13 protein-coding genes and 1 rRNA gene are annotated in these 16,707 nt (G+C 51.9%); 6 read left to right on the top strand and 8 right to left on the bottom strand.

Features of this window, described 5'->3' with window-relative positions:
- Positions 1-15 precede the first annotated feature (15 nt).
- A complete protein-coding gene (gene typA / locus C7434_RS20660; RefSeq protein WP_033738031.1) occupies positions 16-1,839 on the bottom strand; it encodes a ribosome-dependent GTPase TypA in 1,824 nt (607 codons plus the stop codon).
- Positions 1,840-2,271: 432 nt separating this feature from the next.
- Between typA and glnA the strand changes: the two genes are divergently transcribed.
- From glnA to glnG, 3 genes are all read left to right on the top strand, one after another.
- Complete coding sequence (gene glnA, locus C7434_RS20655) at positions 2,272-3,681, top strand: glutamate--ammonia ligase (protein WP_006121331.1); 1,410 nt, start codon at positions 2,272-2,274, stop codon at positions 3,679-3,681.
- 194 nt (positions 3,682-3,875) lie between these two features.
- Positions 3,876-4,925 carry a nitrogen regulation protein NR(II) gene (gene glnL / locus C7434_RS20650; RefSeq protein WP_033738029.1) on the top strand — a complete coding sequence of 350 codons (1,050 nt, stop codon included), beginning with the start codon at positions 3,876-3,878 and terminating at the stop codon, positions 4,923-4,925.
- Positions 4,926-4,932: 7 nt separating this feature from the next.
- On the top strand, positions 4,933-6,342 hold the full coding sequence (gene glnG / locus C7434_RS20645; protein WP_006121329.1) for a nitrogen regulation protein NR(I): 1,410 nt from the start codon (positions 4,933-4,935) through the stop codon (positions 6,340-6,342).
- 36 nt (positions 6,343-6,378) lie between these two features.
- On the opposite strand, the gene hemN is transcribed toward glnG, so the two are convergent.
- Together hemN and yihI are read right to left on the bottom strand one after the other, a co-directional pair.
- The gene (gene hemN, locus C7434_RS20640) at positions 6,379-7,752 is read right to left on the bottom strand and encodes an oxygen-independent coproporphyrinogen III oxidase (RefSeq protein WP_033738028.1); all 1,374 of its coding nucleotides are present in this window, start codon (positions 7,750-7,752) and stop codon (positions 6,379-6,381) included.
- A 235-nt stretch (positions 7,753-7,987) separates the two neighbouring features.
- A complete protein-coding gene (gene yihI, locus C7434_RS20630; protein WP_033738025.1) occupies positions 7,988-8,506 on the bottom strand; it encodes a Der GTPase-activating protein YihI in 519 nt (172 codons plus the stop codon).
- Positions 8,507-9,057: 551 nt separating this feature from the next.
- Between yihI and yihA the strand changes: the two genes are divergently transcribed.
- Positions 9,058-9,693 (top strand): ribosome biogenesis GTP-binding protein YihA/YsxC, encoded by a 636-nt coding sequence (gene yihA, locus C7434_RS20620; protein ID WP_006121326.1) that lies wholly within the window; start codon positions 9,058-9,060, stop codon positions 9,691-9,693.
- 366 nt (positions 9,694-10,059) lie between these two features.
- Here the strand turns inward: yihA and polA are convergent, their stop codons facing one another.
- From polA to C7434_RS20595, 4 genes are all read right to left on the bottom strand, one after another.
- A complete protein-coding gene (gene polA / locus C7434_RS20610) occupies positions 10,060-12,843 on the bottom strand; it encodes a DNA polymerase I (protein WP_033738024.1) in 2,784 nt (927 codons plus the stop codon).
- Positions 12,844-13,224: 381 nt separating this feature from the next.
- Positions 13,225-13,854 (bottom strand): thiol:disulfide interchange protein DsbA, encoded by a 630-nt coding sequence (gene dsbA / locus C7434_RS20605; RefSeq protein ID WP_006121321.1) that lies wholly within the window; start codon positions 13,852-13,854, stop codon positions 13,225-13,227.
- A 25-nt stretch (positions 13,855-13,879) separates the two neighbouring features.
- Positions 13,880-14,866, bottom strand: a complete 987-nt coding sequence (locus C7434_RS20600) for a serine/threonine protein kinase (protein WP_058709080.1) — start codon at positions 14,864-14,866, stop codon at positions 13,880-13,882.
- Positions 14,867-14,911: 45 nt separating this feature from the next.
- Positions 14,912-15,187, bottom strand: coding sequence for a YihD family protein (locus C7434_RS20595; protein WP_006121318.1), 276 nt, complete (start codon positions 15,185-15,187; stop codon positions 14,912-14,914).
- Between the two features lie 71 nt (positions 15,188-15,258).
- Between C7434_RS20595 and mobA the strand changes: the two genes are divergently transcribed.
- Together mobA and mobB are read left to right on the top strand one after the other, a co-directional pair.
- Entirely contained in the window at positions 15,259-15,849 is a 591-nt protein-coding gene (mobA, locus tag C7434_RS20590) for a molybdenum cofactor guanylyltransferase MobA (protein ID WP_033738021.1), read from the top strand.
- The gene (mobB, locus tag C7434_RS20585; RefSeq protein WP_033738020.1) at positions 15,831-16,340 is read left to right on the top strand and encodes a molybdopterin-guanine dinucleotide biosynthesis protein MobB; all 510 of its coding nucleotides are present in this window, start codon (positions 15,831-15,833) and stop codon (positions 16,338-16,340) included. The genes mobA and mobB overlap by 19 nt, the downstream gene beginning before the upstream one ends.
- Positions 16,341-16,614: 274 nt before the next feature.
- On the opposite strand, the gene rrf is transcribed toward mobB, so the two are convergent.
- Positions 16,615-16,707, bottom strand: a 5S ribosomal RNA gene (rrf, locus tag C7434_RS20580); the annotation flags it as partial.

Here is a 16,707-nt window from a genome sequence, read left to right as displayed (position 1 = left end):
GTTATTACTACGCGATTAGGCGTCTTTACCGCCGCGTGAAGCACGCTTACGGTCGTTCTCAGTCAGGTGACGTTTACGGATACGCACTGACAGAGGCGTAACTTCGACCAGTTCGTCATCATCAATGAACTCGATCGCCTGTTCCAGCGTCATTTTCTGCGGTGGAACCAGTGTGGTGGCTTCGTCAGTACCGGAGGCACGCATGTTAGTCAGCTTCTTACCGGTCAGGCAGTTCACGGTCAGGTCGTTAGAACGGCTGTGAATACCGATGATCTGGCCTTCATAAACTTCCGCGCCATGGCCCAGGAACAGCTTACCGCGATCCTGCAGACCGAACAGGGCGAACGCTACCGCTTTACCCTGGCCGTTAGAGATCAGAACGCCGTTCTGACGCTGACCCACTTCGCCCAGACGAATATCGTCGTAGTGGCTGAAGGTGGAGTACAGCAGACCTGTACCTGATGTCATGGTCATAAATTCGTTACGGAAACCGATCAGACCACGGCTTGGGATGACGTAGTCAAGACGTACGCGGCCTTTGCCATCTGGATCCATATTTTTCAGGTCGCCTTTACGCTCGCCCATGGCCTGCATAACGGAACCCTGATGCGTTTCTTCGATATCCAGCGTCACGTTCTCGAATGGCTCTTGTTTACGGCCTTCGAATTCGCGGAAGATAACTTTCGGACGGGATACCGCCAGTTCGAAACCTTCACGACGCATGTTCTCGATCAGTACAGACAGATGCAGCTCACCACGGCCCGATACGCGGAACGCGTCAGCATCTTCGGTCTCTTCCACACGCAGTGCCACGTTGTGAACCAGTTCTTTGTTCAGACGCTCAAGGATCTGACGTGAGGTCACGTACTTACCTTCTTTACCGCAGAACGGTGAGGTGTTGACGTTGAAGAACATGGTTACCGTTGGCTCATCCACGCTCAGGGCTGGCAGCGCCTGCACATTCTGCGGATCGCAAATGGTGTCAGAAATGTTCAGTTCACCCAGACCGGTGATCGCAATGATGTCGCCCGCTTCTGCCAGGTCGCTGTCAATACGCTCCAGCCCCAGGTGAGTCAGCACTTTACCCACTTTACCGTTACGGGTTTTGCCTTCGCTGTCTACGATGGTGACTTGCTGGTTAGGCTTCACTTTACCGCGCTTGATGCGGCCGATACCGATCACGCCCAGATAGTTGTTGTAGTCCAGCTGAGAGATTTGCATCTGCAGCGGCGCTTCGACTTCAACCTGTGGAGGTGAAACGTGGTCAACGATTGCCTGATACAGCGGGGTCATATCGTCAGCCATGTCGGTGTGATCCAGACCGGCAATACCATTCAGCGCAGAGGCGAAAATGATAGGGAAATCGAGCTGCTCGTCCGTTGCATCCAGGTTAACGAACAGGTCAAACACCTGATCAACAACCCAGTCAGGACGTGCGCCAGGGCGGTCAACTTTGTTGATAACCACAATCGGCTTCAAACCATGCGCGAACGCTTTTTTGGTAACGAAGCGGGTTTGCGGCATAGGGCCATCCATCGCATCTACAACCAACAGTACCGAATCCACCATAGACATTACGCGTTCAACTTCACCACCGAAGTCGGCGTGTCCTGGGGTATCAACGATGTTGATACGGTAGTCGTTCCATTTAATGGCGGTATTTTTTGCGAGGATGGTAATCCCACGCTCTTTCTCCAAATCATTGGAGTCCATCACGCGCTCGGTGGCTTCAGTACGGGCATCAAAAGTACCAGACTGTTGCAGCAGTTTATCAACCAGGGTGGTCTTTCCATGGTCAACGTGCGCGATGATGGCGATGTTACGCAAATTTTCGATCACAGCTTTTTTGCCTCAGGCATTAGAAATAACGCGGTATTGTACACGGATTAAGCGGGAGACTGAACACGATCACACTTTTCACTGAAAGTTTATTGCATTGTCGCAAAATCGCACTAATAGCCGTGCAAAAATTGCACTGCAATGATGTTTTGCACCACAATGGTGCTCATTTTCAACGCCAATGCACATAAAAAGTGCAGTGCATCTATCATGGTGCACGTCTTTTATGACAAAAAGGTGCATGACAGCGCGATTTTGTGCAAAGAAATAAAGTTGGCACAGAATTCGCTTTGTATTATCCAGATGAAAACGACGTAAGACAACGGTTGCAGAGCTGGTCGGGATCAGACTGAGGTATGGCTGACACATGTCGCACATTTCCTCACCCGGTTCTCACCATGTAGACAATGACCATTTCCAGGAGAGTTGAGTATGTCCGCTGAACACGTTCTCTCGATGATGAACGAGCACGAAGTTAAGTTTGTTGACCTGCGTTTTACCGATACCAAAGGTAAAGAACAGCACGTTACTATTCCGGCTCACCAGGTTAACGCTGACTTCTTCGAAGAAGGCAAAATGTTCGATGGCTCTTCCATCGGCGGCTGGAAAGGCATTAACGAATCAGACATGGTACTGATGCCGGATGCAACCACGGCAGTTATGGATCCGTTCTTTGAAGATTCAACACTGATCATTCGCTGTGACATCCTTGAGCCTGGCACCATGCAAGGCTATGACCGCGATCCACGCTCTATCGCAAAGCGCGCTGAAGACTATCTGCGTTCTTCAGGCATCGCTGATACCGTTCTGTTTGGACCCGAGCCAGAATTCTTCCTGTTCGACGATATCCGTTTCGGTTCGTCAACCTCTGGTTCACACGTCGCTATCGATGATATCGAAGCGGCCTGGAACACCGGCAAAGAATACGAAGGCGGTAACAAAGGTCACCGTCCAGGTCTGAAAGGCGGCTACTTCCCGGTTCCACCGGTCGATTCATCACAGGACATCCGTTCTGCTATGTGTCTGACAATGGAGCAAATGGGTCTGGTTGTTGAAGCTCATCACCACGAAGTTGCGACAGCGGGCCAGAACGAAGTGGCAACCCGCTTCAATACCATGACCAAAAAAGCTGACGAAATTCAGATCTACAAATATGTTGTGCACAACGTGGCGCACGCTTACGGCAAAACGGCAACCTTTATGCCGAAGCCAATGTTTGGTGACAACGGTTCAGGTATGCACTGCCACATGTCTCTGTCTAAAGGCGGACAAAACCTGTTCTCTGGTGACAAATACGGCGGCCTGTCTGAAACCGCGCTGTTCTACATCGGCGGTATCATCAAGCACGCAAAAGCAATCAACGCCCTGGCCAACCCAACCACCAACTCTTACAAGCGTCTGGTTCCGGGTTATGAAGCACCGGTTATGCTGGCTTACTCTGCCCGTAACCGTTCTGCATCAATCCGTATCCCGGTTGTTGCCAGCCCGAAAGCACGTCGTATTGAAGCGCGCTTCCCGGACCCAGCGGCTAACCCGTACCTGGCGTTTACTGCACTGCTGATGGCTGGCCTGGATGGCATCATCAACAAAATCCATCCTGGTGATGCGATGGATAAAAACCTGTATGACCTGCCACCGGAAGAAGAAGCTGAGATTCCAAAAGTTGCAGGTTCACTGGAAGAAGCGCTGAATGCACTGAACGAAGACCGCGAGTTCCTGACCCGTGGCGGCGTCTTCACTGACGACGCGATCGATGCTTACATCGAGCTGCGTAAATCAGAGAACGACCGTGTGCGCATGACGCCACACCCGGTTGAGTTCGAACTGTACTACAGCGTCTAATTTCAGAGTCAGCAAAATGGGTGCCGCATTGAAAGATTGCAATTGCGGCACGCTTAACCTGAAACGTTTTTTTGTTGCCGTGGAAACTTTAGCCCATCTTCGGATGGGCTTTTTTCTCCGCGAATTCATCGTTCATTCGCTTTAATTCCGGCTTAAAGACTACAATGCACTAAATTAGTGCAGAGGAACGCTGTATGGCAACTGCCTCCCTGCCCGACGCCGGGCAGATTCTCAATACCTTAATCAACAGTATTTTGTTGGTGGATACCGATTTGGCGATCCATTATGCCAACCCGGCGGCACAGCAATTACTGGCGCAAAGCTCACGTAAATTGTTCGGCACGCCGTTACCTGAATTAACCGGCTACTTTTCGCTGAATGTCGAGGTCATGCGCGAGAGTCTTGAGGCGGGCCAGGGCTTTACTGACAGCGAAGTTACTCTGGTCGTGGATGGCCGGGCGCACATTATGTCGCTCACGGCACAGCGCCTGCCTGATGGGTTGATTCTGCTGGAAATGGCACCGATGGATAATCAGCGTCGCCTGAGTCAGGAACAGCTGCAGCATGCTCAGCAGGTGGCCGCACGCGATCTGGTCCGCGGGCTGGCCCATGAGATTAAAAACCCGCTAGGTGGATTGCGCGGCGCGGCGCAGCTTTTGTCACGCGCCCTGCCGGACCCTGCCCTGAATGAATATACCAAAGTCATTATTGAACAGGCAGACCGCCTGCGAAATCTGGTTGATCGCTTACTGGGGCCGCAACAGCCCGGTATGCATATTACCCAGAGTATTCATCAGGTAGCGGAACGTGTCGTTAACCTGGTTTCGATGGAGCTGCCAGAAAACGTATCGCTGGTTCGCGATTACGATCCCAGCCTGCCGGAATTACCGCACGATCCCGATCAGATTGAGCAGGTTTTGCTGAACGTCGTGCGCAATGCGCTGCAGGCGTTAGGCGAAGACGGCGGCACAATCGTGATTCGAACCCGTACAGCCTTCCAGTTAACACTGCATGGCACACGTTATCGTCTGGTTGCCCGCATTGATATCGAAGATGACGGCCCCGGTATTCCAGCCCAGCTACAGGATACGCTGTTCTATCCAATGGTAAGCGGACGGGAAGGCGGTACCGGCTTAGGCCTTTCTATTGCCCGTAGCCTGATTGATCAGCATTCGGGAAAAATTGAGTTCAACAGTTGGCCGGGTCATACCGAGTTTTCGGTTTACCTGCCTATTCGCCAGTGAGGTTTCTATGCAACGAGGGATAGTCTGGATCGTCGATGACGATAGCTCCATCCGCTGGGTGCTTGAACGCGCGCTCACTGGAGCCGGTTTAAGCTGTGCCACTTTTGACAGCGCGAACGACGTGCTCAATGCACTCGCAACAAAAACCCCGGACGTTTTATTGTCTGATATCCGTATGCCGGGTATGGACGGGCTGGCTCTGCTAAAACAAATCAAACAGCGCCATCCCATGCTTCCGGTTATCATCATGACAGCGCATTCCGACCTGGATGCCGCGGTAAGCGCCTATCAGCAAGGCGCGTTCGATTACCTGCCCAAACCGTTCGATATCGACGAAGCGGTCGCGCTGGTTGAACGTGCCATCAGTCACTATCAGGAGCAACAGCAGCCACGTAATCAACCGGTAAGCGGCCCCACCACCGATATTATCGGTGAAGCGCCCGCCATGCAGGACGTGTTCCGTATTATTGGCCGTCTCTCCCGTTCGTCGATTAGCGTGCTGATCAACGGGGAATCGGGTACAGGTAAAGAGTTGGTAGCGCACGCACTGCACCGCCACAGTCCTCGCAGTAAAGCGCCGTTTATTGCCCTCAACATGGCGGCGATCCCTAAGGATTTAATTGAGTCGGAACTGTTTGGCCATGAAAAAGGGGCCTTTACCGGTGCGAATCAGATTCGTCAGGGACGTTTTGAACAGGCCGACGGCGGGACGCTGTTTTTAGATGAAATTGGTGATATGCCGCTGGATGTTCAGACGCGCCTGCTGCGCGTACTGGCAGACGGGCAGTTTTACCGCGTCGGTGGCTATGCACCGGTCAAAGTGGACGTGCGCATCATTGCCGCTACGCACCAGAACCTTGAACTGCGGGTACAGGAAGGCAAGTTCCGTGAAGACTTGTTTCACCGCCTGAATGTCATCCGCGTGCATTTGCCGCCGCTGCGTGAGCGTCGTGAAGATATTCCCCGTCTGGCCCGTTATTTCCTGCAGGTGGCCGCACGCGAGCTTGGTGTGGAAGCCAAGATCCTGCATGCGGAGACCGAGACCGCACTGACCCGTTTGCACTGGTCGGGTAACGTGCGTCAGCTGGAGAATACCTGCCGTTGGTTAACGGTGATGGCCGCCGGTCAGGAAGTGCTGATTCAGGATTTACCACCGGAGTTATTCGAATCCAGTACGCCGGAAAGCCCCACGCAGTCGCTTCCCGACAGCTGGGCAACCCTGCTGGCACAATGGGCCGATCGTGCCTTGCGTTCCGGTCATCAAAACCTGCTGTCAGAAGCACAGCCGGAAATGGAACGCACGCTTCTGACGACTGCACTGCGCCACACGCAGGGTCACAAACAGGAAGCCGCGCGTTTGCTGGGTTGGGGAAGGAATACGCTGACGCGTAAGCTGAAAGAGCTGGGCATGGAATAAGCCATTCCGCCGGAACAGCCAGTGCTGTTCCGGCGGTTAAATCACACGCGAATAAAGCTGTGGTTGCGTCTTTTGTCGCAGATAAGCATCAAAACACATACAAATATAGCGAATCAGCAGTCGTCCTGTTCCTGTCACCTTCAGGCCTGTCGCGTTTTGCACCACCAGCCCATCCGCAATCAGCGGTTTTAACCGCGCCAGCTCTTCGGCAAAATAGCTGTCGAAGGTGATATTCCACTGCGTTTCTGTCGCGCTGAAATCGAGCGCAAAGTTGCAGATAAGCGTTTTGATCACATCGCGGCGCAGGCAATCGTCCTGACTGAGCGTGAATCCCCGCCATAAGGCATGGCCCTGTTTTTCAACCTGGCTGTACCAGTCATTCAGGCTTTTCTGGTTTTGCGCGTAGCGATCGCCGATCATGCTAATGGCGGAGACGCCCAGACCGAGTAAATCGCAGTCGCCCTGGGTGGTATAACCCTGAAAATTGCGGTGCAGGTTCCCCTCGCGCTGAGCCACCGCCAGCTCGTCCTGCGGTTTAGCAAAGTGGTCCATACCGATGAACTGGTAGCCATGCCGGGTCAGCGTTGTAATGCTCTGCTGCAGGATGGCCAGCTTCTGTTGCGCCGAGGGCAGTTCATTTTCTTTAATTTTTCGCTGTGCGGCAAAGAGTGACGGAAGATGCGCATAGTTAAAAACGCTCAGCCGATCGGGATCCAGCGCGATAACCCGCTGCAGTGTAAAAGCAAAGCTTTCCGGCGTTTGCAGCGGCAGACCGTAAATCAGGTCGATGCTGGTTGAACGAAACCCCTGCTCACGTGCCCGTGCCATCAGGGCAAAAATCACGTCCTCATCCTGCACCCGATTAACTCGTTCCTGCACCGCCTTGTTAAAGTCCTGTACGCCCATGCTCAGGCGATTAAAACCGCACGTCCGGAGATGATCGATCATCTCCAGTTCAATTTCACGCGGATCGACCTCGATCGACATCTCCGCGTCATCCTCGAAGGTGAAATGCTGTTTCAGCAGCGCCACCAGCCGGCTAACCTGCTGCTTATTCAAAAATGTCGGCGTGCCGCCGCCCCAGTGCAGTTGAGTGACGCGACGATCACGAAACAGTGGCGCGCGGGCGACAATCTCCTGTTCCAGCGCGTTCAGATAGCGGTCGGCTTTATGTAAGTGACGCGTGACAACCTTATTGCAGCCACAGAAATAGCACAGGCGATGACAGAACGGGATATGAACATAGAGCGACAGCGCGCGTTGCGGATAACGTTCAGTGGCACGTTGAAAATCAGCGTCTGTAAAGGTCTCGCTGAAAGCTAACGCGGTGGGATAAGAGGTATAGCGCGGACCCGCCGCATTGTATTTTTCAATTAATGCCTGGTCCCAGTCGATTTGTGTCGCTGACATGCTGACTCCTTCCGTTTACCTCGCTGTGGGAAAGGCCGCGATGCAGAAGGAAAGAGAGGATTGCGGGAGGAAACCCGCCGTAAACGCTGCTTCAGACGCGACAGTCGTTGTAGTTTAAACAATAACCACAGGAGATAACATGTCATCAAAAGCACGAAAATTGATCCAGGCCAAAACATTGTCGTTTACCTGTTAAACCAGGCATGCGCATTTACGCATGCCGATCAAAGACGGCTTAATGCCCTTTAAGCAGGCGGTACATATCTTCTTCCGCCTCCGGATCGTCTTCCTCGTCCATCGCGATACCGAGCTGTTCCATCAGTTCATCAATGCGATCCAGCGTGACATCAAGCCAGCCCTGATCCTCAGATGACAGCGTTTCGCCTTTCTCAAGGCGGTCCAGTAGCGCATCAAGACGCTCGCTATTCTCTAACTGCGCCAGCTCTTCTTCCGGTGTCAGCACCACTTTCTGCTTCGCCGGTTTTGCCGTCACTTTTTTGGTTTTTGCGGGTGCAGCGTTGTCGGCAACGATTAACGACACCGGCTTTTTACTGCCGATACGCGGATCTTTTGCCGGGGCCGCTTGCTTACCGTTGCTGCTCTGCGCTTGCGGGTTAGCACGGCTGCCTGACGCATGGCCACGATGCTTTTTATCGCGTTTACGATCGCGCGCTTCGTTATTGATCTCTTCACGCGATTTACGTTTTGCTTTGGCGACAGGCTTGCCCTTCGCCGCGCTTGCAGGTTGCTTCATAATCTTGGGTTCCGGTGTTTTTTATTCAGTATAGAATTGCGGCGAAATCTAGCAGAAACCAGACAAAGAAAAAAGGCGACAGCTCAAGCTGTCGCCTTATTTCATACCTTCGGCAGAAGGAATCATGTTTCAAATCCGTTTCGGCTCACAACATCCCGGTTAATCCTGCGCCTGCTCAACTCCGGAGCTCATCCTTTTCCTTTTCTGGTCCGCAATCCCTGACCATTTCCTTTCCTGTCGCTCTTCGTTATCCCAACGTTCCTGAGCGCATCATCCTGATGAATGCTGTCCTGCACTGCTGAATAATGTAGACCAATTGGTAAAAGGCTCAAGTAATACTTGTATGGTGTTTGAGCGAAAAACCTGTACTTTAGTATAATTCACTGAATTTTAATCATTTATTTTTTTAATTTTTTAATTAAAAAGCGACATAACCTGCAAGATTTATGGCAAATGTCTTACAGCGAGCCCTGAACAATGGTATTGAGCACTTTCCCGCCATAATGCGTATAATCAGCGCCATTGCCCTAATGCGTTTCTGGAGTACTACCTTGTCTGAACTGAATTACCATGTCACCCGCTTCATCCTTAGCGCGCCTGATATCCGCCACTTACCTTCTGATACCGGCATTGAAGTGGCGTTCGCTGGCCGTTCAAATGCGGGGAAATCCAGCGCTTTAAACACGTTAACCAACCAAAAAAGCCTGGCGCGTACCAGTAAAACGCCCGGTCGTACGCAGTTGATTAACCTGTTTGAGGTGGCCGAAGGTAAGCGCCTCGTCGATCTACCCGGTTATGGCTATGCCGAAGTGCCGGAAGAGATGAAACTCAAGTGGCAGCGGGCACTGGGAGAATATCTGCAAAAACGCCAGGCATTAAAAGGCCTGGTGGTACTGATGGATATTCGTCACCCTCTTAAAGATTTGGATCAGCAAATGATTCAGTGGGCCGTTGACAGCGGTATTCCTGTTTTGCTGCTGCTGACGAAAGCCGACAAGCTCGCATCTGGCGCACGTAAGGCCCAGCTTAATATGGTGAAGGAAGCCTCGCTGGCTTTCATGGGAGATGTGCAGGTGGAGGTGTTCTCATCGCTGAAAAAGATTGGCGTTGATAAAGTGCGCCACAAGCTGAATAGCTGGTTTAGTGAACTGGAACCCGCAGTGGACGATCAGGACAGTGACGCGTAAGGCCGGGCAAAAAGCCCAATAAAAAACGCCCCAGTCACAGAATGACTGGGGCGGCTAAATTCAGCCAAATCCGATTACGTGAAGTAAAAGGTCTGAAAGATAGAACATCTTACCTCTGTACCCTACGCCTCGAACTTTACCTGATTTTTTGTGAGCAACAAAGGTTTTTTTGTTACTCCCATTCATTTTCCGCCACTTTTTTTACTATGCTCGTCACAAAAATGAAGATGACATGTAGTTAAATTATCAAAAAAATGGTGGAGGCAGAGTCAGTCATTCCTTCATGATGCTGAGAAAACCTGAATGGTTGAACGGGCCACGTTTCTCACCGGGCGCTAACGCATCACGTCAGCGCCGGTTGCTTACCTAGTGTGCCTGCTCCCAGTTATCCCCTACCCCAACTTCAACCAGTAAGGGCACATCCAGCGCCATACTGCCTTCCATTAGCGTACGAATCTGCTTACTGGCCGCTTCAACGGCCTCCTCTTTGATTTCGAACACCAGTTCATCGTGCACCTGCATAATCATCTTCACTGCGTCGCTTCGCTGTTCCTGTAACCAGTTATCAACCGCGATCATCGCGCGTTTAATGATATCGGCCGCCGTTCCTTGCATGGGGGCGTTGATTGCGGCGCGTTCTGCCGCTTTACGTCGTATCGCATTGCTGGACTTGATGTCAGGCAACCACAGGCGACGCCCGTCCAGCGTTTCGACATAACCGTTACTCGCGGCGAGCTGACGCGTATTTTCCATGTAGCGCAGGACGCCTGGATAGCGCTCGAAGTACAGATCCATATATTTCTTCGCCTCACCTGCACCGATATTCAGCTGGCGGGATAAGCCAAATGCACTCATACCGTAGATGAGACCAAAGTTGATGGCCTTCGCGCTGCGACGTTGTTCACCCGTCACCTTACTGAGCGGTACGCCAAACACTTCCGCTGCGGTAGCCCGGTGGATATCTTCTCCCTGCGAGAACGCGTCCAGCAGGCCTTTATCCTGCGACAGATGGGCCATGATACGCAGTTCAATCTGCGAGTAGTCCGCCGCGACGATGCGGTTGCCTTTGCCTGCTACGAAGGCTTGGCGAATGCGCCGTCCTTCGTCATTCCGCACCGGGATGTTTTGCAGATTAGGATCGGTAGATGATAAACGTCCGGTCGCGGTGACGGCCTGATGGTAAGACGTATGCACGCGGCCGGTTACAGGATTGATCATCAACGGCAGCTTATCGGTGTACGTGGACTTGAGTTTTGACAGCCCACGGTGCTCCAGAATGACTTTCGGTAATGGATAGTCCAGCGCCAGCTCTGCCAGCACTTCTTCGCTGGTCGACGGCGCACCACCCGGCGTTTTCTTGGTGGGCTTGATGCCCTGCTTTTCAAACAGGATGACCTGCAGCTGCTTCGTGGAAGAGAGATTAAACGGCTCGCCCGCCAGTTCATGCGCTTCACGTTCCAGTTCAGCCAGGCGCGATGTCAGCTCTTTTGAGTGCTGCGCTAAGATGGCCTGATCGATCAACACACCATTACGCTCAATGCGCGAAATGACCCTGAGCAACGGCATCTCGATCTGTTCGAACACCTTTTTCGGGCCGGCTTCTTTCTCAAGCTCAGGCCACATCTTCAGGTGCAACTGCAACGTGACGTCAGCATCTTCTGCCGCATAATGCGCAGCCTGCTCAAGGGCAATCTGATTAAACGTAAGCTGATTTTTACCCTTACCGGCGATCTCTTCGAAGGTGACCGTTTTATGATTCAACCAGCGTGCCGACAGGCTGTCCATATCATGCTTGCCCACCACACTGTTCAGGATGTACGACTCAAGCATGGTGTCATATTTAATGCCTGCTAACTCAATATCGTAGTTCTTAAGGACACCGCGATCGTACTTGAGGTTTTGCCCCACTTTGCTCACATCAGGATCTTCCAGCAGCGGTTTGAGCTGTGCGAGCACCGCATCGCGATCAAGCTGTTCGGGCGCATCAAGATAATCATGCGCGACAGGAAGATAAGCCGCTTCGCCTGGCGCGATGGCGAAACTGAGACCCACAATGTTGGCTGTTAACGTGTCCAGCGCATCGGTTTCAAGGTCAAACGCGAAAACGTCGCTTTTTTTCAGTTTCTCAACCCAGTTGTCCAGCGTTTGCTGATCCAGGATGGTGACATAACCCTCGGCAGACAAGACGCTTGAGGCTTCCGCCTTTACAGGCTCATCGACAAGAACCTGTTGGGCCTGTCGGTTGCTTTTCTTACCCTGTAGCCATTTTCCCTCTTGCAGGTCGGTCAACCAGCGCCTGAACTCGTAACGGCTAAACAGCGCCTGCAAGGCCTGAATATCCGGTTCACCGACGGTAAGCGCCTCACAAGGCTGATCCAGCGCCACATCCGTTTTAATGGTCGCAAGTTGATAGGAGAGAAACGCCACCTCGCGGTTTTGTTCCAGCTTTGTGGCCATAGTTTTGGCGCCACGGAATGAAAGATCGGCAACTTTATCGAGATTATCGTAGATCGACTGCATCCCTCCCAGTCCCTGTAGCAGGGCCTGAGCCGTTTTTTCACCCACGCCTGGTACGCCTGGAATGTTATCTGAGCTGTCGCCCATCATCGCCAGAAAATCGATGATCAAGGCGGGTGGCACACCATACTTTTGCACAACTTCTTCCGGCCCAAGAATGGTGTTAGTCATCGTATTGATTAACGTTATCGCTGGGGTCACCAGCTGCGCCATATCTTTGTCGCCCGTACTGATAAGGACAGAGTAACCCTTTTTTTCCGCTTCTAACGCCAGCGTACCAATCACATCATCCGCTTCGACACCGCTGACGGCCAGCAGAGGCAATCCCATCGCACGCACCATTTCGTGTAACGGCTCAATCTGTGACCGCAGATCGTCGGGCATGGGCGGGCGATGAGATTTGTAATGTTCAAACAGCTCATCCCTGAAGGTTTTGCCTTTAGCATCAAACACCACAGCAACATGTGTAGGGCTGTATTGAACCAACAGGCTTTTAAGCATGTTCAGCACGCCATACATAGCACCGGTAGGCTCTCCTGCACTGTTCGTCAGCGGCGGGAAAGCGTGGTACGCGCGATAAAGATAGGATGAGCCATCAACCAAAATCAGGGGGTTTTCTGCTATTTGCGCCATATGTCTGTGTATTCTTCGTTGCCATGGATTGGTCTATAAGGATGCCACACCTTGGCGAAAAGGGTTAATCAAGACAAACGGGAAGTTGTTTTTTTGGTGCTGTAGCCTTTTGGATCGTAACGATCTTCCTGTGGATAACTTTGTGCGTAAAAATCATATCAATCATTTATTTATATCATAGCGATCCTAGCCAGCAATGATACTTGTTTAAAATTAGTAACTTAAAACAAAACCGTGATGTGATCGTGATTTTTGACGGCATGTCTGCTTGTGTGGATAGAAAAACTGTGCTTCTCCACTCCAGCAGAGATAAGGTGAGTGATGGCAAAAGAAAACGCCAGCGAATGCTGGCGTTTTGCGGAAGATGATAGCAAAAAACGCTTATTTCTTTTCGACCAGGAATTTAACAACGTTGGCATAATCCGCCACGAAGTTTTCCATTGAGCTCGTATCCAGTCCACCATTATTAACCATGTATTTGCCGTTAATAAAGATAGCGGGAACACCGCGCAGATCCACATCAGCGGCCGCTTTTTGCTGCTGGGCAACCAGCGCTTTTACTGCAAAGCTGTTCCAGGCCGAATCATATTGCTCAGAGGTAATGCCTGCGGCTTTGATGAAAACGTCTTTCAGACTGGCGGGATCGGTAATGGTCTGGGTTTTCTGAATACCGTCGAAAATAGGTGCCGTGACTTTATCTTCAACTCCCAGCGCCATGGCCACAGCCCATGCGTGCGTGACAACCGGCCCCAGCTCGCCGCCCAGGAAATCAACATGGTATTTAACCATTTTGGTATCCGCTGGCAGGTTCTTTTTCACCGCATCACTGACATGATAGATTTCTTCAAACTGGTAGCAGTGAGGACAGAAAAAAGAGAAAAACTCCATGACCTGCGGTTCACCGGCAACCGGCTTAGGCAGGCTGACATATTGTTTACCTTCAGAGAATTGTGCAGCAGATGCGCTGAAGGCCAGCACCAAACCCATCAGTGCAAAAAATATTTTCTTCATTGGGGAAAACTCTCCTGACTTGTCATTAAAATTGCGGGGTCAGCTGCAACGGGGGTTCCCGCAACACCTTTTCCTGCTCGATAAACTGCAAAATTTGCCTGCGCCAAAAATCCTCATCGGTCATCCAGGGAAACGCGCGCGGAAAGGCGGGGTCCTGCCAGCGGCGAACAACCCAGGCCAGATAATAAATCATGCGCATCGCACGTAAAGGTTCAATCAGTGACAATTCGTTAATATCGAAATCACTGAATTCACTATAGGCTTCCAGCAGAATATCCCACTGGATCCGCTGCTCCTGCTTATCACCGCTGATCAACATCCACAGATCCTGAACGGCCGGGCCATTGCGGGCATCGTCGAGATCGACAAACAGGGGGCCGTCCCGCCACAGGATATTGCCTGGGTGGCAATCACCATGTAATCGTAACGGCTGCCAGTTGTCGTGCCAGCATTGACGGAGTGCCATACCCAGCTTATCGACGGCCTCTGACAGTGCACTGCGCAGCGACGCGGGCACAAGTTCAGCGTTTGCCAGCACATCCCGGGGCTGATCCAGATATTCATCAAGCCCCATTGAGGGGCGGTGCCGGAACAGATTTTTTCGGCCAGTTTGATGCATGCGGCCCAGGAAGCGCCCAACCCATTCCATCTGATCGTCGTTATCGGTTTCATATTGTCGGCCCCCGAGGCTGGGGAAAACCGCAAAGTAAAAACCCGCATGCTGTTGCAACGTATTACCCTTAAGAACCAGGGGCGCAGCTATGGGCACTTCATCGCCGAGTAAATCGTGAGAGAACTGATGCTCCTCAGTAATCTGCTCAGCTGACCAACGCTGTGGTCGGTAAAACTTGGCCACATAGCGCTGCCTGTTATCATCGCTAAACTGATAAACGCGGTTTTCGTAGCTGTTCAGGGCCGTAAGACCGGAATCTACCCGAATACCTGTTTCCCAAAGCGCATCAAGCAGGACATCTGGATTGAGCGTTTGAAAATTAAAGGCGGCATCACTCATGGTTATCCCTGTGCTTATCTTTACTGTGAGCGGCTAAGGATAACACTACTCATCATTTTTAATGACTCCACGTGCACGCAGCAGCGCCGTTTTAAAATCAACTTCATAATCTTTTTTCAGTCCTGGAATCTGATCATGGCTGGCAGAATCACGCATTTTTAGATGATAAATCAATATGTCATCGCTTAATTCACTTAATGGGCCAACGAAACCGGACGCCTGAGCCAGTTTTTGTAAAAATGCCAGCAGGTTAAGATCAGGTTCTTTTTCCCAGGCAGGTTGCAGGAGTTCGAGCAGTTCACTCAGCCGATGCGTTTTCATGATGATTCCTTTATGCAGGTGGTCCGCTGCCGCAATGTGAGTATCGTCCAGATTTGAGTCAGGAGACGAAAATGACAGCAATTACCGGGGTAATCCTTGCAGGTGGACAAGGTCGCCGTATGGGAGGACAGGATAAAGGGTTAATAATGCTGCAAGGTAAACCACTTTATCAGCATGTTCTTCAGCGGTTAAAGCCGCAGGTAGACATTGTGTTAATAAGCGCCAACCGTAACATTGATCGTTATCAGATAAGTGGTTGTCAGGTCGTGGCTGACACCATGCAGGACTATCCCGGACCACTGGCAGGTATGCTGAGCGGTTTGCGAAACAGTCCTACTGAGTGGGTTGCGTTTTGCGCGTGCGATACACCTGATATTCCCGGCGATTTTGTTGCGCGTCTTTGGCAGCAGCGTAACAGCGCACCTGTTGTCTGGGTGCAGTCATCCGAACGTGATCATCCGACTCTGGCGCTGATGAATCGGGCGCTGATCGGCGATCTTGAAGCGGGCTTGTTACGTGGTGAACGCAGGCTTATGCAATTTATGCGTGAACAGGGTGGACATCCCGTACTGTTCAGTGATGCGGAATCAGCTTTCCGCAATATTAATACGCCTGACGATCTGGTTAATCGGGAGAAATCATCATGCCCGTCCCGTTATTAGCAATTGTCGCCTGGAGCGGAACCGGTAAAACCACGCTGCTTGAGCAGGTTATACCGCTGTTGAAAGCGCAGGGAATACGAGCAGGACTGATCAAACATACGCATCATCAGATGGATGTTGATACGCCAGGTAAGGACAGCTATCGGCTGCGAAAAGCCGGTGCCGATCAGGTTATTGTCGCCAGCGATCGGCGCTGGGCGATGATGTGTGAAACGCCAGAGCAGCCCGTTAGTCTAAGGGCGTTAGCCTCACGAATGGATAGTACGCAACTGGATTTGGTGCTAGTGGAAGGCTTCAAAGATGAGCCCGTGCCCAAAATCGTGCTTTGGCGATCGGGTGTTAAAGGGGAGTTGGTCGATCTGCTGGATGAGCATGTCGTGGCGGTTGTCACTGACGACCTTTCGCGTAAGCCGGATGTGCCTACCGTGGATATGAACCAGCCCGGAGAGATTGCTGCATTTATCATGACATGGCTGGAAAAGGCCAGTTAAGGGAACGAGATACAGGGCGCGTTATCTCTGACAGGTATCGGCTGAGACGTCGTATGGGGTTGTACGAGGGCGGCGTCGGAAGATGAATGGTATGACGGTTCCGCATACATGCAGAGGCAAGGTAAACGGTCAGGGCAGGACCAGGGAGGAGACCGGCAGGCAGCAACAGAGATCTGGCCTGAAGCCCGCAGAGGCCCGGCAGCCCCCGCCCTCACCGGACGCCGGACGTAAAAAATCCCCGTACTTCCGTACGGGGATTTTCTACTTTATTGATGCCTGGCAGTTCCCTACTCTCGCATGGGGAGACCCCACACTACCATCGGCGCTACGGCGTTTCACTTCTGAGTTCGGCATGGGGTCAGGTGGG

Origin of the sequence: Pantoea sp. PNA 14-12 (assembly GCF_004364735.1) — a bacterium.
GTDB classification, from domain to species: domain Bacteria; phylum Pseudomonadota; class Gammaproteobacteria; order Enterobacterales; family Enterobacteriaceae; genus Pantoea; species Pantoea stewartii.
The sequence above is the reverse complement of the archived record's forward strand: the minus strand, read 5'-3'. Positions and strand labels throughout refer to the sequence as shown.